Source organism: Thiohalophilus sp. (assembly GCF_034522235.1).
Classification (GTDB): Bacteria; Pseudomonadota; Gammaproteobacteria; order UBA6429; family Thiohalophilaceae; genus Thiohalophilus.
The window spans coordinates 1,808,080-1,832,523 of record NZ_JAXHLN010000003.1 but is presented as its reverse complement, the minus strand read 5'-3'; the positions used below and the strand labels follow the sequence as shown (position 1 = coordinate 1,832,523).

The window sequence follows — 24,444 nt, the reverse complement described above, 5'->3', positions numbered from 1 at the left end:
GTGATCCGGGACGCGTTACCGGCCTGATTCACGACGATCACAAAGCGGGCGATTTAATTTCACCACAAGTGATTCCCGCACTTTCAGGGGTGGCCGGTCTTTGTTAAAGTTAGCCGCAGTTTTTACATCTCCTTGTTTATCTTCAAAAAGGACGTGCCACGTGTTTGAAATGATCCAGGCGGGCGGCTGGTTGATGCTGCCGATTCTGTTGTGTTCCGTTATTGCACTGGCCATCGTCGGCGAGCGCTTTTGGGCCCTGCAACAAACGCGTATTGCGCCGGACTACCTGGTAGCGCAGGTCTGGCAGTGGTACAAAAATCAGTCACTCGACGAGAGCCAGATTCAATCCCTGTCACGCAATTCGCCACTGGGCCGGATTCTGGCCGCCGGACTGGTCAATCGTCAGCATCCGCGCGATATCATGAAAGAGAGTATCGAGGAGACCGGCCGCCAGGTGGTGCTGGAGCTGGAACGCTATCTCAATACGCTGGGCACCATCGCCTCGATCACCCCGTTGCTGGGTTTGCTTGGTACCGTCATCGGCATGATCAAGGTGTTTGCCGCGATCACCACCGAAGGCGTGGGTAACCCATCGGTCCTGGCCGGCGGGATTTCCGAAGCGTTGATTACGACCGCTACCGGCTTATCAGTTGCCATTCCCAGTCTGATTTTTTATCGTTATTTTCGCGGCAAGGTCGACTTTCTGGTCCTGAAAATGGAAGAGGAGGCGATGAAAGTTGTTGATGTCATGCATGGCGAACGGGAAACCGGCCAGGATGCGGCGGCATGATACTGCGTCACGATCGTAACAAAGAGCCTGAGCTGAACCTGACACCACTGATCGATGTGGTGTTTCTGCTGCTGATCTTTTTTATGGTCTCCACCACTTTTGAGAAGGAATCGGAGATCAGCATCGAATTGCCCGAAGCGGCGGGTGAAAAGAGCGAACAGGAACGCTTTACCATCGAGATTACCATCGACAGCGAAGGCCATTACTTTATTAATGAAAAACGGACCCGGGATGAAGAACTGGCAACCCTGAAAAAAGCCTTGCGTGACGTTCGCGCCGACCATGAAGAGCCCCATCTGATACTCAGTGCCGATCGCAATACGCCACACCAGGCTGTGATTCGGGCCATGGATGCGGCACGCCAGATAGGATTGGTCAATCTCACCTTTGCGACCAAACAGACCGACGAGAAGTAGCCGCCGATGCGATCATCACCCGGAGACAATGCCGATGGTTATGTGATTTATCGTCGGCTGCTCAGGTATGCCTTCCCTTACTGGAAAGTCTTTCTGATCGCTGTATTCGGTATGGTATTGTTTTCCCTGAGTCAGGGCGCCTTTACCAAATTGATCGAACCCATGGTGGACGGCAGTTTTGTCGACAAGGATCCGACTCTGATAAAATGGGTGCCGATCCTGATGATCGTCGTGTTTGCCGTGCGCACCCTGGGCACCTTTCTCTCCGAATACGGCATGGCCTGGATTGCCCGCAGTGTTATTCAGAACCTGCGCAGTCTGGTCTTTAACAAGCTGCTCTGCCTGCCCATCGGTTATTATGATACGACCTCGTCCGGCGGATTGCTGTCGAAGATGATCTACGATATCGAACAGCTGGCGGGTGCTGCTTCGACGGTAGTCACTACCCTGATCCGTGACACGCTTACTATCCTCGTTTTGCTCGGTTTGATGATGTACCTGAATGTCACACTGACCCTGATTTTGCTGGTGTCGATTCCGCTGATTGCCGTGGCGGTGGTCCTGGTCAGCAAACGTTTTCGCAAACTCAGCCACCGGATTCAACGCTCGATGGGCGATGTCTCCAATGTCACCGAAGAGACCATCGAGGCCAACCGGGAGATCAAGATCTTTGGCGGCCAGGCGTACGAAACGGGGCGATTTGAAAAGATCAACGCCTACAACCGTCGCCAGCATCTCAAGCTGGTGGCGACCAATGCCATCAGTTCGCCGTTGATCCAGCAAATTGTTGTGACCGCTTTTGCCGGGATTGTCTATATCGCCACCAAGCCGGGCTTTCTCGATGAGATGACCGTGGGCAAGTTCATGTCCTTTATGCTGGCCATGATTCTGCTACTGCAACATGCCAAGCGTCTGACCACCATCAATGCCAAACTGCAACGGGGTATCGCTGCCGCTTACAGCGTGTTCACTTTCATAGACAGCGAACCCGAGCCTGATAGCGGTACCCGCGAGTTGCCGCGAATAACGGGCAAGGTACAATACGAAGCGGTGACTTTTGGCTACGGCGGTAAAGAAAGCGAACCTGTACTGTCCGAGATAAATCTGACAATCGAGGCGGGAGAGAGTATCGCCTTTGTGGGCCGTTCCGGCGCCGGCAAATCCACGCTGGTCAACCTGTTACCACGGTTTTATGAAATCGATCGGGGTCGGATTCTGATCGACGGTATAGATATTCGGGATGTCACCTTGTCCAGCTTGCGCGATCAGATTGCCCTGGTCAGCCAGCACGTGACGCTGTTCAATGACACGATCGCGCATAACATCGCCTACGGTGCACTGGAACAGGCCGATGAAGGTGCGATCCGCGAAGCGGCCAGGGCGGCCTACGCCCTGAACTTTATCGAGCGATTGCCGCAGGGTTTTGATACGGTTGTCGGCGAGAACGGGGTGTTGCTCTCCGGTGGACAACGCCAGCGCCTGGCTATCGCCCGGGCCATACTCAAGAATGCGCCGATCCTGATTCTGGATGAGGCGACTTCGGCGCTGGATACCGAATCGGAACGTTACATCCAGGGTGCCATTGAACACTTGATGGAAGATCGTTCCACGCTGGTCATTGCCCATCGGCTGTCAACCATCGAGAAAGTCGATAAGATTGTGGTACTGGAAGCCGGGCGTATTGTCGAAGTCGGTCGACACGATGAATTGCTCGCCAAAAATGGCCCCTACGCCAGTCTTCATGGTATACAGTTCGGCGCGGATTAATAACCAAACGGATTCAAGACGTGGTGCAACAAAAACTGCAAGGGTTATGGGAAAAACGCTCTATAGAGGCGGTTTTATTATTGCCGCTGAGCGGTCTGTTTTGTGTGCTGGTCTGGTTGCGTCGTTATGGCTATCGTAAAGGATTCCTGTCGCGGTCACGCGTCGCGGTGCCGGTGATTGTTGTAGGCAACATTACCACTGGCGGCACCGGCAAGACCCCACTGGTGATTGCGGTGGTCAATATTCTCAAACAGGCCGGTTTCAAGCCGGGCATTATCAGTCGCGGTTATGGCGGCAAGGCCCGTTCCTGGCCGCAACAGGTGCGCGCGGATGCCGATCCGGTCATGGTGGGGGATGAGCCGGTGATTATTGCCCGGCGTACCGGTTGTCCGATGGCGGTTGGACCGAACCGTGTCGAGGTGGTCAATGCCCTGCTGGCCCATCACGATTGCGATATTGTAGTCAGTGACGACGGGTTGCAACATTACGCCCTGGAAAGGGATGTCGAAGTGGTGGTGGTCGACGGCATGCGCCGTTTTGGCAACGGCTGGTGTTTGCCTGCCGGCCCGTTACGCGAACCGGTGTCGCGATTGAGCGAAGCGGATTTGATCGTGACCAACGGCTCGCCGGTGGGTGATGAGTACCCTATGGATTATGTCGGGCGCCAATGGATTAATGTGCATGATAACAGCCGCACCGCCGAAATGACGCAATTTGTCGGGCAACGCGTGCATGCCATAGCGGGGGTCGGTAATCCACAACGCTTTTTCAATATGTTACGTGATCAAGGGATGGAGGTTATCGAGCACACCTATCCGGATCACTATGCGTTCAAGCTTGATGATTTTGATTTTGAAGAGAAGTTGCCGATTCTGATGACTGAAAAAGATGCGGTCAAATGCGAGCGCCTGGGACTTGACGATGCCTGGTATGTGCCGATCCAGGCGGATATTCAAAAGAAATTTCATTATCACCTGTTAAATGTACTGGAGGCCAAACGTGGACAAAAAACTGCTTGATATCCTGGCCTGCCCGGTGTGCAAGGGCCCGCTGGTTTATAACAAGGAAAACCAGGAGCTGATCTGCAAGGCCGACCGGCTGGCGTATCCGATTCGCGATGATATTCCGGTCATGCTGGAAGACGAAGCCCGGCAACTGAGTGCCGACGAAGAGATCTGATGCTATATAAGTTTAGTCCAGCTCCAGCGCCAGGTATTGGGGATGAAACTCGCGTTTGTCGCGGGTCAGTACCGGCACGGTGAAAGTTTCATGGACCCGGCGGTTGCCTTCGCCGTGTTGATTGGACTGTACGGGTTTGTCGGGATTATGACTTTGTAGCACGATGGCAGGGCCATCATCCAGAACCTCGATAATCTGACATGGCATGCCGTTGTGCATGACGTGTAAGCCAATCATGCCACGCAGTTGCTGCAGGGTGATACTGATTTCGCTCATCAAAGTTCGTGCTGCTTATTGTGTTTGTCGCGAACAATGCAGGGTATCATGCGGCATAGTCTTTGAGTCGCACTGGCTGGCGTTTTGCACCCCAGTTCCCCGGCCGGGATTCAAATATGCCGGCGCAGGCGGTGCCGCACTGGTTGCATTTGCCGTCGGCAGTCAGATTCCATTCGCCCAGGACATACCAGTCCCGGCCAATCAGTTTATGACCGCAATGGTGGCAATAGGTACTGCCGCCGGTTTCATCATGCACATTACCCGTATAGACATAACGTAGCCCGTTTTGCATAGCAATGTTACGAGCCCGGGTCAAAGTCGCGGCCGGGGTAGGCGGTACGTCCATCATCTTGAAATCGGGATGAAACGCACTGAAGTGCAGCGGGACATCCGGGCCCAGTTCGTCGAGAATCCACTGACTCATTGATTCAATTTCCTCGTCCGAGTCGTTTTTCTCGGGAATTAATAAAGTGGTCAGCTCCAGCCAGACATCGGTTTCATGCTTGAGATATTTAATGGTATCCAGTACCGGCTCAAGGTGACCGCCCGTCAGTTTGTAATAGAACTTTTCCGTGAAGGCTTTGAGGTCGACATTGGCCGCATCAATGTATTGATAAAACTCCTTGCGCGGTTCCGGGGTCACATAACCGGCAGTCACGGCGACTGACTTGATGCCTTTCTCATGACAGGCTTTGGCTACATCAATCGCATATTCATGGAAAATGACCGGGTCGTTATAGGTATAGGCCACACTGCGACAGCCGAGCTGCTCGGCGGCGCTGGCGATCAATTCAGGCGAGGCCTCGTCGGCCAGCGTATCGATCTCCCGGGATTTGCTGATATCCCAGTTCTGACAGAACTTGCAGGCCAGATTACAACCGGCGGTGCCAAAGGAGAGCACCGGTGTGCCGGGCAGAAAATGATTCAGCGGTTTTTTCTCGATCGGATCGATGCAATAACCGCTGGAGCGTCCATAGGTCGTCAGCATGATCTGGTCATTGATATTCTGGCGCACAAAACAAAGGCCGCGCTGGCCCTCGTGCAGCTTGCAATAGCGCGGGCATAGGTCGCACTGGATGCGGCCGTCGTCGAGTTTGTGCCAGTAGCGGGTGGGGACGGTGTCTTGCATGGGGAACGCTCAGTATATTTGCTCAGTGTATACACAATATAGGGTGGATTGATCCGATTTCAAATCGATACGTCCGATTCAAGGCGCGGAATCAACAGTGCCAAAATGGCCACAGAATCTGATAAAATTCGAGCAGGTTCTATAGGTATTTGAAAAGTCGATGAAAAAAGTACACGTGTTATTTGTCTGTCTTGGTAATATCTGCCGTTCACCGACCGCCGAGGGGGTGTTCCGGCATCTGCTCCGGCAGGAGGGGCTGGACGGACAAATTGTGACCGACTCGGCCGGGACCCATGCCTACCACGTCGGATCGCCACCGGATCCGCGTGCTCAGGAGACCGCTCGGGAACGGGGTATCGATTTGAGCGATCTGCGCGGACGCAAGGCGCTGGCCAACGATTTCGACAAGTTCGACTATGTGCTGGCGATGGACGAAGAGAACTATCACAACCTGGCGCGGATCTGTCCGCCGGAACATCGCGACAAACTGCACATGTTCCTCGACTTTGCGCCTCATCTGAACGAGTCCGAAGTGCCGGATCCCTATTACGGCGGTGCGAAGGGATTTGACCGGGTCTTCGATATGGTGGAAGCGGCCTCGCGCGGATTGCTGGACGATATTCGAAAACGCCATCTCGGGTGAAAACATGAAGATATTCACCACCAAGACACGAAGACACCAGGAAAACAAAAATAATAACGTTAAAAAATCTGACGGGTACGAGCGTCGAAGTAACCTGCTCAGGATTTTCTGAACTTATAATTATTTTCTTCGTGTCTTGGTGTCTTGGTGGCAAGGCTTTTCAAATCAGGCAGGATAGCAATGCGCCTTCGATTTTGTTCCAGTCCGGATCACCCTGTATGATGATTTCGATACGGTTTTGTGGCGGGGTTTTCCGGGTGCTAACCTGCATGTCGCCCTCGATGCTGTTGAACAGGTAATTTCCCTGATCCGTTCTTAGCGCGGCCTTGATGCGCTCTGCGCTCAGGGCCGTCAGCAGGCTGTTTATCTTCCGGTAATCGAAGCGCAGCTGTTCGGCAAACAGCCAGCCACAACCGGCGAACTCACCGCTGCGGTTCTCCAGTCGCCGCCAGGACTCTCCCGCGTCAAGTTGAACGGCCTCGATTTGTGTGCCGACCTCCGGCGTTGCGCGGGCGTGTAACAGGGAGCGGTCGGCGTCCTGTCGTTCGGCAAGCGGCAGATCCAGCCAGGCGAGTTCCAGTTGTCCCTGTGAAACCTGACCACTGGCGCGCGGTTGGCGTGTTTCGACCAGTTGAGCGAAGGTGGCGAGATCCGCGTCATTACACTGGTCCACCTTGTTGGCTACCAGTACATCCGCGATATCGAGCTGTTCCCGGTAGTATTCGTTCTCGCGATAGCGGGGATTATCGAGATGCCGGGGATCGATCAGGGTGATACAGGCGCGCATATCGAGCGTTTGATCGAAGGGTGGCCGGGTCAGTTGTCGGATGATCTGTTTGGGATGGCCGATGCCGGTCGGCTCGATCAACAGACGATCCGGTCGGGCGTTGGCCAGCAGGGCGTTGATCCCGACCTGGACCGAGACACCGGCGGCACAACACATACAGCCGCCGGGTAACTCCTTGATAGCCACCCCTTCCTGCTCCAGTATTTGTCCGTCAATGCCGATCTGACCGAATTCGTTCACCAGCACGGCCCAGCGTTCTGTGGCCGGTTTGTGTTTGAGAAGATGCAGGATCGCCGTGGTCTTGCCGACCCCGAGAAAGCCGGTGATGACATTGGTGGGAATGTGTTGGATTAATTCAACCATGGAAGTCTCACAATAAGCCGTTTGCGGATCAGCACCACGGCAAGATAATAACCGATGAGGGTATAGCCTGCCAGCACACCGAGGTGAAGTAACGGATTTTCTACCGGGTTACCGGCGATCGGCGGTCGGGTCAGTTCCACCGCGTGGGTCAACGGCAGAAGATAGACGATTGACTGCATCACCTCGGGCAGAGTCGAGATGGGATAGAAGACCCCGCACATAATAAACATCGGTGTGACAGCCAGCATGAAGTAATAATTGAAAAAGTCATAGCCGGGGGAGAGGGCGCTCATGATAATAGCGGGACCGGCAAAGCAAAGGCCGGTCAGAAAGACGACCGGAATGGTCCACAGAGCATGCCAGCTGTGCACCGCGCCCAGCAGGGCCGCGACCAGTAAAATGGCGATGCCGCTGAACACACTCTTGGTACCGCACCAGAGCATTTCGCCGGCCAGGATATCGTCGATATCCAGGGGCGTGGTGAGAATCGCTTCGTAGGTGTTCTGTGGCACCATGCGAGTATAGACCGAGTACATGCCTTCGAAGGACGAAGTGGTCATCGCCGTGGAGGCGATAATGCCCGAGGCAAGAAAGGTCAGATAAGGCATGTTGGCCATCTCGCCGATAAAAAAACCCAAACCGAAGCCAAGCCCCAGAAGATAGAGCGCCGGCTCACCGAAATTCATCACAATCGCCGGACCGATCAGTTTGCGCCAGACCAGGATGTTGCGTCGCCAGATGGTCAGGGCGCTGCGCCGGATAATCGGTAATTCCCAGTTCATTGCGTTCATGTGTCGCGCAACTCGCGGCCGGTCAGTTTGAGAAACACGTCTTCGAGATCCGCCGGGCGGTGCAGGAAGACCAGATCGTGCTGATTCTGGAGATGGTCCAGCAGCGGGCGCGGGTTATGGGTATAACAATAATGTGAACGGCCTATATGTTCGACCCGACAGAGCTGCTCGATTTCACGGCTGTCGAGCAGCTCGCCGCGGATCTCGATCACGTCCGGTTCCACATGACGTTTAATCAATTGTGCCGGACTGCCTTGATCCAGAATCAGGCCATGATCCATCACCACCAGTTCGTCACACAGCCGTTCGGCTTCTTCCATGTAATGGGAAGCGAAAAATAGCTGGCATAGATCTGCAGATTCTCGCGCACCGTAAAGTCGGGATCCAGATTGTCGTGTTGCGGTACCATACCGATACGACGACGGATCTCACGCGCCTGTTGCTGAATATCCAGATCAAAAATTGTCATTTGACCGCCGGTAGCCGGTGACAAACCAAGCAGAATGCGCAGGATCGTAGTCTTGCCAGCCCCGTTGGGGCCGAGAAAGCCGAAACATTCACCGTGCGGAATAGAGAAACTGACATCCTTCACCGCGGTGAATTTGGCGAAATGTTTTGCCAGATGCCGGGCTTGAACGATGGACTGCATCTCAATTCCGCTTCGGGTTGTAGACAATGGCGTTGATATAATAAGTCACTGTGCCTCCCGGGGTCTCGACCATGATTTCATCATCGACTTCCTTCTTCAGCAGTGCCCGCGCCAGAGGCGAGTCGATGCTGATATCGCCCTGATCCGGCGCCAGCTCGTCGGGACCGACGAGGCGGTAGTCTAGCGTGTTGCCCGATTCATCTTCCAGCGAAACCCGGGCCCCGAAAAAGACCTGTTGCGGATTGGAGGGCGTATCCGGCGCAATGGTCAGCTCCGGAAGGCGCTTTTGCAAATAGCGGATGCGTCGATCGATCCCGCCCAGCTCCTTTTTACGATAGATGTATTCGGCGTTCTCGGAGCGATCGCCTTCGGCAGCCGCGGCGGCCAACGCCTGCGTCACCTCCGCGCGCCGATCCCACAGGCGGCGCATTTCCTGCTGCAGACGGTCGTAGCCCTCCCGGGTAATATAGGGAGAGGCTTTGGGTTGGGGAGGTCGGTAACGGCCCATAATTCCAGTTACGAGTGACGAGGGCCGAGTGACGAGTTTACTAATTGCATTTGCATGGCTTTAATTTAACTTGTGTCTTGATTGACGGTTGGCAAGGCCCGTCTGTCGCGCCGGTGTGATTTTACTCAAATTTGTATTGAAGTCAGGTTCGCCTTTCATGCCGCAGGTGGTGTAGTCCTCGTACATGGCGTCATACAGTTGCTGTTCGTCGAGATCGAATAATTCCCGTGCGCCCTGGTAGATCAGGCGAAACAGTCGGGGCAGGGCGATCTTGTGGGTCTGCCCGGTGGTGGCATATAACCAGTCCGACAGCTGGAGAAAGCGCTCGAAAGGGATCTTGTCGAGCAGCAACGAGCGGGTCCGGTTGAAACGCCCCGAGTTGCCGATCATATCCCAGTAGCGGGCAAAGCGACTCAGGCGTTGCATCGTGGCAAAGTCGATGTCGCGGGTACTGAGAATATTGTATGGCGGCGCGGGATTAAAGCACAGTTGATATTCGTCGATGTGACGAATTATCGGTGCGCCGCGCAGCCGCTTGAGGATGCCGACCTGGATTTCATGCGGATTCAGGTCAATTAGCTTATCAAAGCCCCGGGCGATACTCGCCACATCTTCGCCAGGCAGACCCAGGATCAGATCTGTATGCAGATGCGCATGGGTTTGCTCGCGCAAAAAACGGATATTCGCCTCGGCCTTGTCATCATCCTGGCAGCGACTGATACGTTCCTGTACCTCCGGGTTGAAAGTCTGGATGCCAATCTCGAATTGCAGCGTTCCGGGCGGGAATTGCTGAATCATGGTTTTCAGTTGATCGGGGAGATGATCCGGAATCAGTTCAAAATGCAAAAACATTCCGTCGTTGATCCGTGCCAGGAAGAATTCCATAATCCTCAGGCTGCTGGCCACCTTGAGATTGAAGGTCCGATCGATGAATTTGAAATGCCGGGCGCCGCGTTGATAAAGATCGTCCATGTGGGCAAGAAATTGATCCAGATCGAACGGCCAGGCGGTTTTATCCAGCGCCGAGAGACAGAACTCGCATTTGAAGGGACAGCCGCGCGAGGCCTCGACATAGATGAAGCGGTTGCGGATATCCTCGTCGGTATAATAGGGATAGGGGAAGGCCAGATCCGCCAGCTTGAACGGCTCCGGCGGCACGATCTTCTCCTCAATCGGTTCGCCATCCAGTAGCCGCTTGCAGAGTCTGGCAAAAGCCAGATCCCCCTGACCACTGACAATATGATCCACCTCGTCATAAAAAGGTAGAGTGGACTGCTCGTAGCTCACCTCCGGTCCGCCGACAATGATGATGAGATCGGGGCGCACGCGACGCAGGATGGCGATCAGCTCCCGGCTTTGCGCAATATTCCAGATATAAATGCCCAGACCGATGATCGTCGGGTTGTCAGCCAATAGCTGCTCGGCAATCTCGATGGGCCGCTGATTGATAATGAATTCCCGGATCCGGGCACGCGATTGCAGATTGCCAAGATTGGCGTACAAATAGCGCAATCCCAGCGAGCTGTGAAAATAGCGGGCATTAAGTGTACAGAGGGTGATATCAGTCATGCCCGGCCTCTTGCTCTTTGCGTTGACGTTTATGCAGTGCCTTGTTGATGGCACGTGAGGCGGCGATCATGCCGAACGTGGCGGTGACAAAGACCGCCGAGCCGTAACCGAAGCGACAATCCAGGTTAACGCCGTGAATCCCCGGTTTTTGATGGCTCACGCTACCGTCCTCTTTGGGATAGAGTTTATGCTGCGAGGAGAACACACATTCAACTCCGAAGCCGCGCTTCGGGTTCTTGCTGAAACCGAAACGGGCGCGCAGATTGTTGCGCACTTTGGCGGCGAGGGCATCGTTGTAGGTTTTGCTCAGATCCGCGACATGGATCAGATTCGGGTCAGTGACGCCGCCGGCGCCGCCGGTGGTGATAATCGGTAGCTTGTTGCGCCGGCAATGCGCGATCATCTCGGTCTTGAATTTGATACTGTCGATGGCGTCGATGACGTAATCGTAGTTTTTGTTTGCTGAAAGATAGTCGGGCAGGTTGTCGCTGTTAATAAAATCATCGATCACATTGACCCGGCAAGCGGGGTTGATTTCCTGGATGCGTCGGCTCATGACGATGGATTTTTTCTCGCCGATCGTGTCGCTCAGCGCGGGCAATTGCCGGTTGATGTTACTCGCGGCCACGGTATCGTAATCGATCAGAGTCAGTGTGCCGACGCCGGTGCGCGCCAGCGCTTCCACAGCCCAGGAGCCGACACCGCCCAGCCCGACCACGGCGATGTGCAGTTGCGCCAGCCAGGGATAGACCTGCTCACCATACAGGCGACGCAGGCCGCCGAAGCGTTCATCATAGTCATCGTGGGTCATGGTTTAGTGCAATCCGAGCACGGCTTCGGCATTGGCGGTGGTTTGCCGCGCCACCTCGGTGGGATCGGCGTTGCGCACTTCGGCCAATGCCGCCAGGCATTCGGGCAGGTATTCGGGACTGTTACGCTCACCGTGATGGGAGGCGACGGTCATGTCCGGGGCGTCGGTCTCCAGTACGATCACCTCCAGAGGCAGCTCGCGGGCCAGTTTACGCAGTTTATTGGAGCGCTCGTAGGTGAGCATGCCGCCGAACCCCAGCTTGAAGCCCAGCTCGATATACTGGTGTGCCTGCTGCAGGCTGCCATTAAAGGCATGGGCGATACCGCCACGGACCGGGATCTCGCGCAAAGCCTTGAGGATCCGATCGTGGGCCTTGCGACAATGCAGCAACACCGGCAGCTCGGTATGCCGGGCAAAGTCCAGCTGGGCACGCAATAACGACTCCTGATTCCGCCGGTCGGGGTTCTCAATGTAATAGTCCAGTCCAATCTCACCGATCGCAACGGGCCGGCTTTCCTCCAACAAGCTGGTCAGTTGATCCAGATGTGCCGGTTTGTGCGCCTCGAGATACAGGGGGTGCATGCCCAGCGCCGGATAGAGGCCGGCGTCCGCCTCGCACAGCGCCAGGAGCCGGGACCAGCTGTCGGCGGTCACGCCGGGCACCACAATCCGGCGCACACCCGTCTGGCGACACCGGCCGAGCAGCTGCTCGCGATCGGTATCGAAAACGGGATCATCGAGATGGCAATGGGTGTCGATTAAATCCATACGGCTATTCTAGCGGCTCCAGAGGTCGAGTGTAAATAACTGAAACAAAAGGGGTTTTAGACTGAATTACCGCATTTTTGTCCACCACAGCCAGCCCGGCCCCCTGGAAACCTGCACATGAATCCTTATAATGGTGTATAACCAAGTTCAAGACTCAAGTAAACCGCAAGGAGGTAAGTGATGGCGACAGGTACATTCAAACCCAAAGCCGATCCATTGAATCGTCCGGATGACGCAACTGGTTTTCGCATCGGCTGGAAATACAAGACCAAATTCGAACGCGGCCATTTTGACGACGAGATGACCTACGGCGAGGCCAAGAAGAAGGTCGAGGAACTGGCTGCCAAGGAACCGGAAAAAACCTTCTGGCCGGAAATCATTTACGAATAAAACCGCATCACAAACCGGGCGCCAGCCCGGTTTTTTTATCGAAAAGATTCTGCTATAGATGGTAGAGATTAAGCGTTTTGTACTGAGAGGAGACACTATGGCAACGAAAAAAACGGGAGCAGGTTCGAGGTTCAAAGAGTCGGTGCGCACCCGCACCACCGATGCGATGAAAGAAGCGGAGAGAATTCGCGAGCAGATGATGAAAGAAATCCATGAGGGGTTCGACAAGGTCAGTAACAAGGTCTCTTCCGCCGCCAAATCGACCTCGCAAAGGACGGAAGATTTGCGGAACCAGGTTTCCGATATTCATCCCCGGGAATACTGGGAGAGGGTGGTCAAGGAGGTCGAAGAATTGAGAGGCGAGCTGGTCAACGGTGTTTCGGAACGATTCAATCAGTTGCGCAAGGCCACGGAGAATGCGCTCGCCAAATCCGGTAAGAAAACCGGCAAAAAGAAAATAGCAAAAAAGCCGGCAAGCAAAAAGAAAGCCGCAAAGAAAAAGACAGCCGGAAAGAAGGCGACTAAAAAGAAAGCGGTCAAGAAAAAGGTTGCCGGGAAAAAAACAACCAAAAAGAAGGCCGCCAAAAAGAAAGTCAGCAAGAAAAAACCGGCCAGGAAAAAGGCGCGCGGTTAGAGACTGTAAATTAAATTGTGTAACTGCTCAAAGTCCCATACCCTTGATAATAAAGGAGAAGACACATGAGCAGAAGAACAAAAACCAAAACCGATCTCGACCCGCAGCTTGAAGAACTGGTCAAGGCAGTCAAAACGCCAGAACAGCTTGCCGCATTGACCCAGCAGCTTCAGCAAAAAGCCTTTGAGGCCATGCTCGAAGGCGAGATGACTGACCATCTCGGCTATCCCAAGCACGCCACAGCCGGCCACAACACCGGCAACAGCCGTAACGGGTATAGCGCCAAAACCCTCAAAGGCGAACAGGGCGCACTGACCCTCGATGTGCCTCGAGACCGTAACGGCGAGTTTGAGCCGCTCATTATTCCCAAGGGGCAGACGCGTCTGCCGATGTTCAACGATAAAATCCTGGCGCTCTACAGTCGGGGCATGAGTACCCGCGATATCGTTGCCATGCTACTAGAGCTCTACGGCGTCGAGGTTTCCCCTACGCTCATCTCCCAGGTCACCGCGCAGGTGATTGAGGAAGTGCAGCAGTGGCAGTGCCGACCGCTGGACGAGATCTATCCCATCGTCTATCTGGACTGCATCCACATCAAGATCCGCCAGGACAAGCGGGTCAGCAACAAGGCCATCTATCTGGCGCTGGGTATCAACCTGGACGGCCAGAAAGAACTGCTGGGGCTCTGGCTCAATGAGAACGAGGGGGCTAAGTTCTGGTTGTCCGTGTTGACCGAACTCCAGCAGCGGGGTGTCCGGGATATCTTTATCGCCGCCGTGGACGGTCTGACCGGCTTCCCCGAGGCGATCAATACCGTCTACCCCAAAACAAAAATCCAGCTGTGTATCGTCCACATGGTGCGCAACTCGCTGAAGTTCGTGGCCTGGAAACAGCGCAAGGCGGTCGCCGCGGATTTGAAAAAGATCTACACCTCCCTGACGGTGGCCGAAGCCGAGCAGGAGCTCGACGCCTTTGCGGCTCGCTGGGATGATCAGTTCCCGTCGATCAGTGCCAGCTGGCGGCGACACTGGCCCAACCTGATTACCCTGTTCGACTATCCGGATGACATCCGTCGGGTGATCTACACGACCAACGCCATCGAATCACTGAACAGCGTGATCCGCAAGGCGGTCAAAAATCGCAAGGTTTTCCCTAACGATGAATCCGCCCTCAAGGTCGTCTACCTGGCCATCCAGGCGGCATCGAAAAAATGGACCATGCCCATTCACCATTGGAAGAACGCGCTCAATCGCTTTATGATTGAATTCCCGGACAGAATGCCGGAGCAGTTCTAAGCGGGCAGTTACACAGAATTATTTACAGTCTCCGCGGTTAGGCAATGATTATTGCTAAATAGCCGTTTCAAATGCCAGATTATCCTGGCTTTCATCGGCACTGGTATTCGGAACGGCTATCGAAATATCTGTTCCTAAAAGGTGTTCTGAGGCTGCACGCCAAGTAACAATTTAATATCTGGATATCAAGTCTAAATAACTTCTCCCATAAGGCGCGTAAAAGTGTAGGTCAGGTTGCGCGCAGCGCTACCTGACATTCTCCGCGTCGGCAAAGATGTCACGCAGGCTAACGCCAGCGTGACCTACAGGATTGGCCAGAGTATAAACCAGGCATGAATTTGGAGCAGTTGTTTAGTCATGGATTTGTCATGTTGTGGCATCTAAGGATAGAATCAACTTATTGATTGGTCATAAATATGACAAACGGCATGCTCGAAACCTTTACACAGCTTGGTATCGCCATCGCCATCGGTTTAACGATTGGCCTGGAGCGGGGTTGGAAAGATCGCGAGAGTGACGAAGGACTGCGCGTTGCCGGCCTGCGTACCTTCGGGTTGATTGGTCTGTTAGGCGGTCTGTGGGGTTTGCTGGCCCATCAGCTGGATACCTGGCTGCTGGGGTTTGCTTTCCTGGCGCTGGCGAGCCTGCTGATTGTTGCGCATGTCGTGGCAGTCAGCCACACGAAGGATTTCGGGATTACCACCATCGTTGCCGGCCTGATCACCTTCGCGCTGGGTGCCCTGGCTGTCAGTGGCTCCATACACGTTGCCACGGCCGGGGCAATCATCACCGCCCTTATTCTCAGCCTTAAACCATTGTTACATGGCTGGTTAAAACTGCTTGATTTCGACGAACTTTCCGCCATTCTCAAGCTGGCCCTGATCTGGATCGTCATACTGCCCTTAATGCCCGATCAGGGATTCGGCCCCTGGCAGGCGATCAATCCGTATCAAATCTGGTGGATGGTCGTGCTGATTGCCGGTATTTCATTTGCCGGCTATGCGGCGATAAAAATTGTCGGTTCGCGCAAGGGGCTGCTGATTACCGGTTTTCTGGGCGGGCTGGTCTCCTCGACCGCCGCCACGCTCAATTTATCCAAGCTGGCACAGAAAAAAGCCCGAATCGCGGTGATCTGCGCCGCCATTTTGCTGGCGGAGACCATCATGTTCCCTCGCATACTGCTGGAGATCGCGGTGGTTAACCGCGACTTGCTGGTTCCCACGCTGTTGCCGATTCTGCTGATGACGGCCGTCATGCTGGTTGGCGTCATTGTCATCTGGCATCGCAAAGAGGCACCGGGCGAGGCGGAATTACCCGTCACCAACCCCTTTCAAATCAAGATGGCCTTGCAGTTCGGACTGCTGCTGGCGCTGGTGATGTTTTTGGCGCAGGCCTTCATGGCCTGGCTTGGCGATGCCGGGATCTATCTGGTCGCGCTGATCTCGGGGATTGCCGATGTGGATGCGATCACCCTGTCGCTGGCCTCAATGGCCAGGTCGGATCTGGCACCCGAGACCGCCGTGCGCGGTATTGTGATCGCCGCTATCGCCAATACCTTGTTCAAGACGGCACTGGCGCTGATGATTGCGGGTCGACAAATGTTATGGCGGCTTTTGCCCGTGGCTCTGATCGCCTGTGTTGCGGGCGGGGTGAGTCTGTTCTGGCTGTAGGCCAATAAAAATCAATACGGAGATTGAGTATTGATTTTATCCAAATAAAAAAGGAGACCGACGGTCTCCTTTTTTGGTTTGCGCAATTGAGCTGTTCTACCTAGCTGTCCGGTTTGTCCGAACCTGTGCGCGAGGTGTCGCTTTGCTGAACACGCCCGGATTCCGGTTTGTTCTGATTCTCGCTCTGTTCCCGGGGCTGTTCCTGGGCGGGCCTGGTCTGGGTTTCCACCTGAACCAGTGAACCTGAGCCGGCGCTGTTTTCAGCCGATTTGGGCTCGCTGGATTTTGCGGGACCTTCTGCGGCGGCTTTTTTCCCGGATTGTTCCTCCGTGCTTGCCGGTTTTGAAGCGGGCGTCTCGGGCGTATTGCCGGCGGGACGGCCGCTCGCTTCACGCGGTTGTTGCGTCGGTTTTACCGGGCTGGCGTTGTCGTCGGCTTTGCCTGTCGCCCCACCGGATTCAGATTGTGACGGGCTTGTCGATGTCGCCGGTTGTCCGGTGGACGAACTCTTGTTCTCTGCTTTTTGCTGACCGGTCGGTTGTCGGGTACCGCTTTCGGTTTCATTGCGAGCCGGCGAGTTATCTGTGGGCTTGTCTTGTGCCTGAGATTCATTGCCACGGTTGTCATTTTCGCCGGACTGCGCTGCGGAGGGGGATTTCTGATCCTTGTTCTTGTCGGTGTCCTTGTCGGTTTTGTCCGACGGGCCACGGTTGTCGTTGCGATGGCCATTATTTTCGTTTTTATTGTCGCCTTGCGAGGACTGATCGCCACTGTCGGCGGGCGACGACGAGGAAGAAGAGGGACGCCGACGGCGACGGCCACCCCGACGGCCCCGGCGACTGCCGGAGGAGCTGCGTGGCTGCTGCTCGCCTTGCTGTCCACCCGTGCCGCTGCCGCTCTCCTGCGATTTTTGTTTACTCTCCTTGTTCTCCTTGCTCTCCGCAGACGGCTCGCTGGCGGGCCTGGTGTCAGCCTGCTTCGCCGCGGCCGGTTTGTTACCGCCCTGGCTTTGTGCGCCGCTTTGCGCAGTACGGCGGTTTTGCTGACCGCCGGATTTGCGTCGCTGACCTTCGCCGGCGCTACTCTTGCGACGGGGACGAGTCGTCGCGCCGGATTCCTGGCGTGGTTTTTGACGCCCGGCTTCATCGCTGCCGAACAACAAGCGCCACAAGCGGACAAACAGCCCGGGGCCGTGCGGGGCGACAGGTGCAGCGGCTACCGGCCGGGGCGTGGCCGGTTTGACTGATTTGACGGCCGGCTCTTCCGGCGCAATGGCGGTCGAACTCACCGAGGCGGAGACCGCTTCAATGCCTTCTTCATCATGGCGCTCGACCAGCTGAAAACTCTGTTTGTTCTCTTCCAGTGACGGATCATCGTCGCGAACGCGGGTCACTTCAAAGTGTGGTGTCTCCAGATCGATGTTCGGTATCAACAGGATTTTGATTCCGTGTCGATTTTCGATTTCCTGCAACACATCGCGTTTTTCATTTAACAGGAAAGTGGCGGCATCCACCGGTAACTGGGCGACAACGCGCGCCGTTTTTTCCTTCATGGATTCTTCTTCGACCAGACGCAGGATCGACAATGCCAGCGATTCGATACCGCGAATGGTGCCGTGACCGCTGCAGCGTGGGCAGATGATCTGGCTGGATTCACCCAGCGAGGGACGCAAACGCTGTCGGGACATCTCCAGCAGGCCAAAGCGCGAGATACGCCCGACCTGGACCCGGGCACGATCCGCCTTGAGCGCCTCACGCAGGCGGTTTTCCACCTCACGCTGGTTCTTGGCGGGGCTCATGTCGATAAAGTCGATGACGACCAGGCCGCCCATATCACGCAGGCGCAACTGGCGGGCGATCTCTTCGGACGCTTCGAGATTGGTGTTGAGCGCGGTCTCTTCGATGTCGGCGCCCTTGGTGGCGCGCGAGGAGTTGATGTCGATGGAAATCAGCGCTTCGGTGTGGTCGATGACCAACGCGCCGCCGGAGGGCAGACGCACCTCGCGCTGGAAGGCGGACTCAATCTGCGATTCGATCTGGTAACGGGTGAACAGCGGCACCGGATCCTGATAGAGCTTGATCTTGTTCAGGTTGTGCGGCATCACCTGGGCCATGAACTCCCGGGCCTGTTCATAGACCTTGGGCTCGTCGATGATGATTTCGTTGATGTCGTTACGGAAATAATCGCGGATCGAGCGGGTGATCAGATTGCTTTCCTGATAGACCAGAAACGGCGCGTTTTTCTGCCCGGCGGCTTCCTCGATCGCTTTCCAGAGATTGAGCAAATAATCCAGATCCCACTGCAGCTCTTCGACATTCTTGCCGACACCGGCGGTGCGGATGATGATGCCCATGTCCTGGGGGATTTCCAGCTGGGCGAGGGCGTCACGGGCCTCGTTGCGGTCATCGCCCTCTATCCGGCGGGAGACCCCCCCGGCTCGTGGGTTATTCGGCATTAACACCAGATAACGCCCGGCCAGGCTGATAAAGGTGGTCAGGGCCGCGCCTTTGTTGCCGCGCTCTTCCTTGGCGACCTGGATGACCAGTTCCTGGCCTTCCTTCATGGCATCCTTGATATTGAGCTTGCCGCCGGGATCGACGCCTTCGCGGAAATACTCGCGGGATATCTCCTTGAGGGGCAAAAAGCCGTGGCGTTCGGCGCCGTAATCGACAAAGGCCGCTTCGAGGCTGGGCTCGATGCGGGTAATTTTACCTTTATAGATGTTCGACTTTTTGGATTCGCGGGCGCTGGTTTCGATATCCAGATCGTAGAGGCGCTGGCCGTCGACCAGCGCGACACGCAACTCTTCCGGCTGAGTTGCGTTAAACAACATTCTTTTCATTGTATAACCTTTATGCGTGCGTGCGCTCTGACCCCGGTCGCCTGTACTTCGGACCGTGGGCAATGCCACAACAGACCTTCGCACGAACCCGGCATCGCCGACAGCCGGCGTGACTCAGAGATCCACCCGGGTCACGTGCTGGTCTGCCCACCCGATCGCGAAACGTGTCGCGGCCCCGGGGAGCGCGTATGTTCATCCACGGCTATTCGTCGTGTTAACAGGTCGCGAATAGCCACATTTGTCTTGCAGTTATCACCTGCGCGAAGCAGATGATGGAAAACCGGTTTTTGACCGTCTGCGCCGCCCTGTATTCACTCGGAGGTACAGCAGCGGCGAACTTCCCCAATAATCGGAAGTTAAGCGAATATATCAGTGTTGCTCCAGAGCATCAATCGCTGGACGAAAAATGCTAGAATAGGCCCTATCATGGCGACAAAAAGCAGTAATCCGGGCCCTTCAGAGGTCAAACTGGTCACAATCGGGCCCGAACAGGCCGGCCAGCGCATCGACAACTATCTGCTCACCCGGCTCAAGGGGGCGCCCCGCAGTCTGATCTACCGCATCCTGCGCAAGGGCGAGGTGCGGGTCAACAAGGGCCGGATCAAGGCGCCTTACCGGCTCAAGGCCGGGGACGAGGTGCGGATCCCGCCGGTGCGTCTGGGCGAGAAAACCGTCACCACGCCGGCCGAGCGGGTGCTGCGCCAGGTCGAGTCAGCGATTTTGTATGAAGACAAGCGGATTTTGATTCTCAACAAACCCAGCGGACTGGCCGTGCATGGCGGTAGCGGGATCAGCTACGGGGTGATCGAGGCCCTGCGCGCCCTGCGGCCCGACGCCCCGTTTCTGGAGCTGGTGCACCGCCTGGATCGCGACACCTCCGGCTGTCTGGTCATCGCCAAAAAACGCAGCGCCCTGCGGACCCTGCACGAGCTGCTGCGCGAAAACCGCATGGACAAATATTATCTGGCGCTGCTCATGGGTCCCTGGCAGGGCGGGGCATGGCGCGTCGAGGCGTCGCTAAAAAAGAATGTGCTGGCATCCGGTGAACGGATTGTCCGGGTGGATGAGACCGGCAAGGCCGCGGCCAGCCTGTTTCGGCCTTTGGCGGTCAATGCCACGGCCAGCCTGGTCGAGGTCAAGCTGGAGACCGGGCGTACCCATCAGATCCGGGTGCACGCCGCCCACCAGGGCCATCCCATCGCCGGCGATGAGAAATACGGCGATCCAAAATTCAACAAACAGCTGCGCGAAGCGGGGCTCAAACGGCTGTTTTTACATGCCCACCGGCTGGTATTTGCATTTGACGATGACGGTCCCCATATTGACGTGAGCGCGCCGCTGGACACGCACCTGCAAACATTACTCGCAAAACTGAATCTGGAGTTTCATGAATAACACACAACTGATTGTTTTTGACTGGGACGGGACCCTGATGGATTCAGAAGGGGAGATCCTCACCTGCATGCGCGCCGCGATCCGCGATCTGGATCTGGCACCGCGCAGCGATGAGCAACTGAAAAACATCATCGGCCTGGGATTGCAGGAAGCGCTGCGTACCCTGTATCCGCAGGGCAGCCCCGAGGAGTTGATCCAGTTGACCGCCCGCTATCGACATCATTTTTTGGAAAGCGAACGTGAACCGTCACAGCTGTTTGCCGGTGCGCGGGAGATGATCGAGGAGCTGCACCGCGCCGGCCACTTTCTGGCCGTGGCCACCGGTAAGGGTCGACAGGGATTGAACAAGGTCCTGCAGCAGACCGGGCTGGATGAATATTTTCACACCACCCGCTGTGCCGATGAATGTCATTCCAAACCCCATCCGCAGATGCTGCACGAGATCATGGATTATCTCGGCGTCGAGACGGACGCGGTACTGATGATCGGTGATACCGAATACGATTTGCAGATGGCCAGCAACGCAGGTGTAAAATCCCTGGCAGTGAGTTATGGTGTCCATGAGCGCCAGCGCCTGCTCGATTGCAAGCCGCTGGATTGCCTGGACAGCATTGGCGATGTTCACAACTGGTTGAAGGAACGCAGCAACCTGGCCGCTTGACAACAACCTCCTTGGTAGCGCCACCGGCGCGATGAAACGCACGAGACGGGAATGGACAACATGAGCGACGAACAAAACAATCAGGATTCATCCGCGCAACAATGGCAACAGGATGTCATCAACCGCCTGGCATTCGCCGCACTGAATGAACAGAAGAAAAGCCGCCGCTGGAAGATCTTTTTCGTGCTGCTGTTCCTCTCCTATCTGTTTCTGGTCTATTTCACCGCCTTCGTCAACACCGACTCGGCCCGCGCCAGCCTCATCAGTAAAAAACACACCGCACTGGTCGAAGTCAACGGCGTTATAGCTGATGGGGAATCAGCCAGCGCCGATAACATCGTCACCGGATTGCGTAACGCATTCAAGAACGAGAAAGTGTCAGGAATCATCCTGCGCATCAACAGCCCCGGTGGCAGTCCGGTGCAGGCCGGTTATGTCAATGATGAGATCAACCGCCTGCGTGAACAGTATCCCGAGACCCGGGTCTATGCTGTGATCAGTGACATCGGTGCTTCCGGCGGCTATTACATCGCCGCCGCCGCGGATGAAATCTACGCTGACAAGGCCAGCCTTGTCGGTTCCATCGGGGTGATCATGAACAGCTTCGGCTTTACCGAAGCGATCGACAAACTGGGTGTGGAACGTCGTCTGTACACGGCCGGTGAGAACAAGGGCTTTTTGGATCCCTTCAGCCCGGAAAAGCAAGAAGATGTGCAGCATGTCAAGAAAATGCTGACCAACATCCACCAGCAATTTATCGATACCGTCAAAAAAGGGCGCGGCGACAGATTGGCCGATGATCCGAAGCTGTTCAGTGGATTAATCTGGACCGGCGAGGAGAGTCTCGAACTGGGGTTGATCGACGGCCTCGGCAGCAGCAGCTACGTCGCCCGCGAAATTATTAAAGCTGAAAACATCGTTGACTACACACCGCAGCCCGACTTCTTCGAGCGCTTCACCCGACAACTCGGCGCCGCCATGGCCGGCACCATGAGCAAGACACTGGGGTTGGAGAAGGGAACGATCCGGTAATTTTAAAAAAATAACCACGAAGACACCAAGACACAAAGTAACTATTTTGGTTTTCTTCAAGCCTTCGTGTCTTCTTGGTAAGCTTTGATTTGCATCCTGCGCACCGCATTCCCGATACCCTGATAACGGTGTGCGGAACACAGCCTGTCCCTCGGGTTGGAAAAGGGAATATCGGGTAGATCAACCGATTAACCGGCACGCACCGGGCGGCGCCGTTCATGGGACGCCCGGTGCGTGGGTTAAGCCGGGAATTACTGATGCAGGATCTCGCCTTTTAACGAATAGGCAATCGCCAGAACATCTTTCTGGGTCTGTGCGTCGATTTTCTCTTCCTCCAGCGCTGCCATAATGTCATCGAGTGCGGCCAGATATTCCGTCGCATTGATATTCATTCCACGGTGCGTGTCCGGCATCGAGCGTCCCTGGTATGCTGCATTCCCGCCGCTACCGGCTTCGAGAAATGCGCAGAGATGGTGCTTGGTCGTCGCCAGTTTTTCCGGGGTGTCCAGATAGGGACGAAAACGCGCCCGGATGGTCGGGTTCTCCATGTGGTTGGCGACGATCTTCTCCACCAGCGTATTAATACCGTTACTACCCCCCAGACGTTCAAAAAGTGATGCATTTTCCATTGTCTATCTCCTTATGGTTTGCGTTCAGGTCGTTTGACTTACGGCACACTAATAGACCGGTCGGTCTATATTTTACACGGCATTTCCCGGCTACAGCAGTGGGGTTGGATATTGACCTCCCTAGGCCGAGGCTATGCGGAAATAGAAATCCAGCATTTCCCGCAACGGCGCGGGATCACGTCGCAGGCGTGTCCGCAAAGCCGCGCCTTCCCAGCAGTTGACGAGCAGTTCCGCCAATTTCTGCGGGTCGGTATTTTCAGCGAGATCCCCGCGTTCGATCGCCTCCTCAAGGCTGATGGCGATACGCTGGGCGATCTCAAAGAAACACTGTTCAACCTTCTGGCGAAAGACCTCACTGACCCCCGACAGCTCCTGGCCCAACCCGCCCAACAGGCAACCCAGGTAACCCTGGGTGCGATACTTCTCCTCGCTGAGCTCGAAAAAACGGCGTACCCGTTGTAGCGGGGCAAGACTTTTGTCACCCAGAGAATAGTCGAGTCCGGCATGCACCTCTTCCATATAGCGATCGATGGCCTGCAGACCAAAGTCCTCCTTGGACTTGAAGTGGTGGTAAAACGAACCCTTGGGAATGCCCGTCGCTTCCAGCACCGCGGTGATGCCCAGATCGTGGTAGCCGTGGCGCAACAACATGGCCATGCCCTGTTCGAGTAAAAGCTGTTTGGTTTCGGTTGCCATTTGCGTCGCAGATTATTAATAGACCAGTCAGTCTGGTTGTAAGTGTAAATTATGAGGGAATATTGTCAAGCTGGGCAGGGATGATAATCAGCTCGGCACAGCAATGGCCGGGACCAGCGCAAGACGCCGGGGCTGGAAGGCGAGAAAAGTATCCGATAAGAATGCTATTTGTTTAGCGTGAATAGGACTTTATCAACGGGGGCGATAGCCCATGTACAATATTTCTTTTCAGGAGCTCTGACCAAAGCCTTGACCAGGTATCCCAATTATGAGTGCCATTTATCGAATAAATATTGGCCGACGGTAATAGTTGCTTAAACTCGTTGTACTGAGGGGCTAAATCATCCTGCCTGCCATAGGCAAGATAAATATTTTTCAATGACTGATAACCGTTTTCCCTGGCAGGACGAATTATGTCATTCATAAATCGCTCGGGAAAATTTCCACGTATGAGTAGGAAATGTTCGCATCAACTGACAGGAAGTCGAGGTTAAGCCCGTTTTTACGTGCGTTATCTACAAATCCATAGGTCTCAAAATCCGCGGGCCTATCCCAGGCCCCCGGTAAAAGAATAACAAGTTGTTAGCTGTCATTATTATTTGATTTATACCAGGTCTTTTTCATAGGATCGCTTTCTTGCGGGAAGAAAGAGCAAGCGGAAAGGCATAGAAAGGAAAACAGACAAATAATAATTCTGGAAATAAACGAGTGCAGTTGCATGAGATTCCAGGGGCCGAGACTGTAAATAATTCTG

26 protein-coding genes are annotated in these 24,444 nt (G+C 55.2%); 13 read left to right on the top strand and 13 right to left on the bottom strand.

Annotation, left to right across the window (positions count from 1 at the left end):
* The first annotated feature begins 160 nt into the window (after positions 1–160).
* Genes U5J94_RS11955 through U5J94_RS11935 form a run of 5 tightly spaced genes read left to right on the top strand, consistent with a single transcriptional unit; the run spans position 161 to position 4,152 of the window.
* Positions 161–790 (top strand): MotA/TolQ/ExbB proton channel family protein, encoded by a 630-nt coding sequence (locus U5J94_RS11955; protein ID WP_416224172.1) that lies wholly within the window; start codon positions 161–163, stop codon positions 788–790.
* Positions 787–1,206, top strand: a complete 420-nt coding sequence (locus tag U5J94_RS11950) for a biopolymer transporter ExbD (protein WP_322565857.1) — start codon at positions 787–789, stop codon at positions 1,204–1,206. The genes U5J94_RS11955 and U5J94_RS11950 overlap by 4 nt, the downstream gene beginning before the upstream one ends.
* 6 nt (positions 1,207–1,212) lie before the next feature.
* Positions 1,213–2,973: a lipid A export permease/ATP-binding protein MsbA gene (gene msbA / locus U5J94_RS11945; protein ID WP_322565856.1), complete on the top strand. Its 1,761-nt coding sequence runs from the start codon at positions 1,213–1,215 to the stop codon at positions 2,971–2,973.
* 20 nt (positions 2,974–2,993) lie between these two features.
* A complete protein-coding gene (gene lpxK, locus U5J94_RS11940) occupies positions 2,994–3,992 on the top strand; it encodes a tetraacyldisaccharide 4'-kinase (RefSeq protein WP_322565855.1) in 999 nt (332 codons plus the stop codon).
* Positions 3,973–4,152: a Trm112 family protein gene (locus U5J94_RS11935; RefSeq protein WP_322565854.1), complete on the top strand. Its 180-nt coding sequence runs from the start codon at positions 3,973–3,975 to the stop codon at positions 4,150–4,152. Before lpxK ends, U5J94_RS11935 begins: the two co-directional genes overlap by 20 nt.
* 12 nt (positions 4,153–4,164) lie before the next feature.
* Here the strand turns inward: U5J94_RS11935 and U5J94_RS11930 are convergent, their stop codons facing one another.
* Positions 4,165–4,428 (bottom strand): hypothetical protein, encoded by a 264-nt coding sequence (locus tag U5J94_RS11930; protein WP_322565853.1) that lies wholly within the window; start codon positions 4,426–4,428, stop codon positions 4,165–4,167.
* Between the two features lie 46 nt (positions 4,429–4,474).
* A complete protein-coding gene (gene amrS, locus U5J94_RS11925; RefSeq protein WP_322565852.1) occupies positions 4,475–5,557 on the bottom strand; it encodes an AmmeMemoRadiSam system radical SAM enzyme in 1,083 nt (360 codons plus the stop codon).
* 160 nt (positions 5,558–5,717) lie between these two features.
* Between amrS and U5J94_RS11920 the strand changes: the two genes are divergently transcribed.
* Positions 5,718–6,200 (top strand): low molecular weight protein-tyrosine-phosphatase, encoded by a 483-nt coding sequence (locus tag U5J94_RS11920; RefSeq protein WP_322565851.1) that lies wholly within the window; start codon positions 5,718–5,720, stop codon positions 6,198–6,200.
* Between the two features lie 160 nt (positions 6,201–6,360).
* Here U5J94_RS11920 and U5J94_RS11915 read toward each other — a convergent pair whose 3' ends face one another.
* The 8 genes from U5J94_RS11915 to U5J94_RS11880 are packed head-to-tail and all read right to left on the bottom strand — an operon-like array spanning position 6,361 to position 12,446.
* Entirely contained in the window at positions 6,361–7,350 is a 990-nt protein-coding gene (locus tag U5J94_RS11915) for a GTP-binding protein (RefSeq protein WP_322565850.1), read from the bottom strand.
* A complete protein-coding gene (locus U5J94_RS11910) occupies positions 7,338–8,132 on the bottom strand; it encodes an ABC transporter permease (protein ID WP_322565849.1) in 795 nt (264 codons plus the stop codon). The genes U5J94_RS11915 and U5J94_RS11910 overlap by 13 nt, the downstream gene beginning before the upstream one ends.
* Before the next feature lie 5 nt (positions 8,133–8,137).
* On the bottom strand, positions 8,138–8,461 hold the full coding sequence (locus U5J94_RS11905; protein ID WP_322565848.1) for a hypothetical protein: 324 nt from the start codon (positions 8,459–8,461) through the stop codon (positions 8,138–8,140).
* Entirely contained in the window at positions 8,422–8,790 is a 369-nt protein-coding gene (locus U5J94_RS11900; protein WP_322565847.1) for an ABC transporter ATP-binding protein, read from the bottom strand. Before U5J94_RS11900 ends, U5J94_RS11905 begins: the two co-directional genes overlap by 40 nt.
* A 1-nt stretch (position 8,791) precedes the next feature.
* Positions 8,792–9,298: a transcription elongation factor GreB gene (greB, locus tag U5J94_RS11895; protein ID WP_322565846.1), complete on the bottom strand. Its 507-nt coding sequence runs from the start codon at positions 9,296–9,298 to the stop codon at positions 8,792–8,794.
* 60 nt (positions 9,299–9,358) lie between these two features.
* Positions 9,359–10,867, bottom strand: coding sequence for a B12-binding domain-containing radical SAM protein (locus tag U5J94_RS11890; protein ID WP_322565845.1), 1,509 nt, complete (start codon positions 10,865–10,867; stop codon positions 9,359–9,361).
* Positions 10,860–11,678: a tRNA cyclic N6-threonylcarbamoyladenosine(37) synthase TcdA gene (gene tcdA, locus U5J94_RS11885; RefSeq protein WP_322565844.1), complete on the bottom strand. Its 819-nt coding sequence runs from the start codon at positions 11,676–11,678 to the stop codon at positions 10,860–10,862. The genes U5J94_RS11890 and tcdA overlap by 8 nt, the downstream gene beginning before the upstream one ends.
* A 3-nt stretch (positions 11,679–11,681) precedes the next feature.
* Complete coding sequence (locus U5J94_RS11880; RefSeq protein WP_322565843.1) at positions 11,682–12,446, bottom strand: TatD family hydrolase; 765 nt, start codon at positions 12,444–12,446, stop codon at positions 11,682–11,684.
* A 180-nt stretch (positions 12,447–12,626) separates the two neighbouring features.
* Between U5J94_RS11880 and U5J94_RS11875 the strand changes: the two genes are divergently transcribed.
* From U5J94_RS11875 to U5J94_RS11860, 4 genes are all read left to right on the top strand, one after another.
* Entirely contained in the window at positions 12,627–12,836 is a 210-nt protein-coding gene (locus U5J94_RS11875; protein ID WP_322565842.1) for a hypothetical protein, read from the top strand.
* A gap of 97 nt (positions 12,837–12,933) precedes the next feature.
* Entirely contained in the window at positions 12,934–13,470 is a 537-nt protein-coding gene (locus U5J94_RS11870) for a hypothetical protein (protein WP_322565841.1), read from the top strand.
* 65 nt (positions 13,471–13,535) lie between these two features.
* Positions 13,536–14,765, top strand: coding sequence for an IS256 family transposase (locus U5J94_RS11865; protein ID WP_322563789.1), 1,230 nt, complete (start codon positions 13,536–13,538; stop codon positions 14,763–14,765).
* A gap of 416 nt (positions 14,766–15,181) precedes the next feature.
* Complete coding sequence (locus tag U5J94_RS11860; protein WP_322565840.1) at positions 15,182–16,435, top strand: MgtC/SapB family protein; 1,254 nt, start codon at positions 15,182–15,184, stop codon at positions 16,433–16,435.
* Between the two features lie 100 nt (positions 16,436–16,535).
* On the opposite strand, the gene rne is transcribed toward U5J94_RS11860, so the two are convergent.
* Entirely contained in the window at positions 16,536–19,277 is a 2,742-nt protein-coding gene (gene rne / locus U5J94_RS11855) for a ribonuclease E (RefSeq protein ID WP_322565839.1), read from the bottom strand.
* 426 nt (positions 19,278–19,703) lie between these two features.
* On the opposite strand from rne, the gene rluC reads away from it, so the two are divergent.
* From rluC to U5J94_RS11840, 3 genes are read left to right on the top strand one after another with little or no spacing between them, the layout of a single operon-like run.
* Positions 19,704–20,672, top strand: a complete 969-nt coding sequence (gene rluC, locus U5J94_RS11850; protein ID WP_322565838.1) for a 23S rRNA pseudouridine(955/2504/2580) synthase RluC — start codon at positions 19,704–19,706, stop codon at positions 20,670–20,672.
* Positions 20,665–21,333, top strand: coding sequence for an HAD-IA family hydrolase (locus tag U5J94_RS11845; protein ID WP_322565837.1), 669 nt, complete (start codon positions 20,665–20,667; stop codon positions 21,331–21,333). The genes rluC and U5J94_RS11845 overlap by 8 nt, the downstream gene beginning before the upstream one ends.
* Positions 21,334–21,393: 60 nt before the next feature.
* Positions 21,394–22,365 carry a S49 family peptidase gene (locus tag U5J94_RS11840; protein ID WP_322565836.1) on the top strand — a complete coding sequence of 324 codons (972 nt, stop codon included), beginning with the start codon at positions 21,394–21,396 and terminating at the stop codon, positions 22,363–22,365.
* A gap of 251 nt (positions 22,366–22,616) precedes the next feature.
* On the opposite strand, the gene U5J94_RS11835 is transcribed toward U5J94_RS11840, so the two are convergent.
* Together U5J94_RS11835 and U5J94_RS11830 are read right to left on the bottom strand one after the other, a co-directional pair.
* Entirely contained in the window at positions 22,617–22,994 is a 378-nt protein-coding gene (locus U5J94_RS11835; RefSeq protein ID WP_322565835.1) for a group 1 truncated hemoglobin, read from the bottom strand.
* Positions 22,995–23,114: 120 nt separating this feature from the next.
* Positions 23,115–23,690 (bottom strand): TetR/AcrR family transcriptional regulator, encoded by a 576-nt coding sequence (locus U5J94_RS11830; RefSeq protein ID WP_322565834.1) that lies wholly within the window; start codon positions 23,688–23,690, stop codon positions 23,115–23,117.
* Positions 23,691–24,444: the final 754 nt, after the last annotated feature.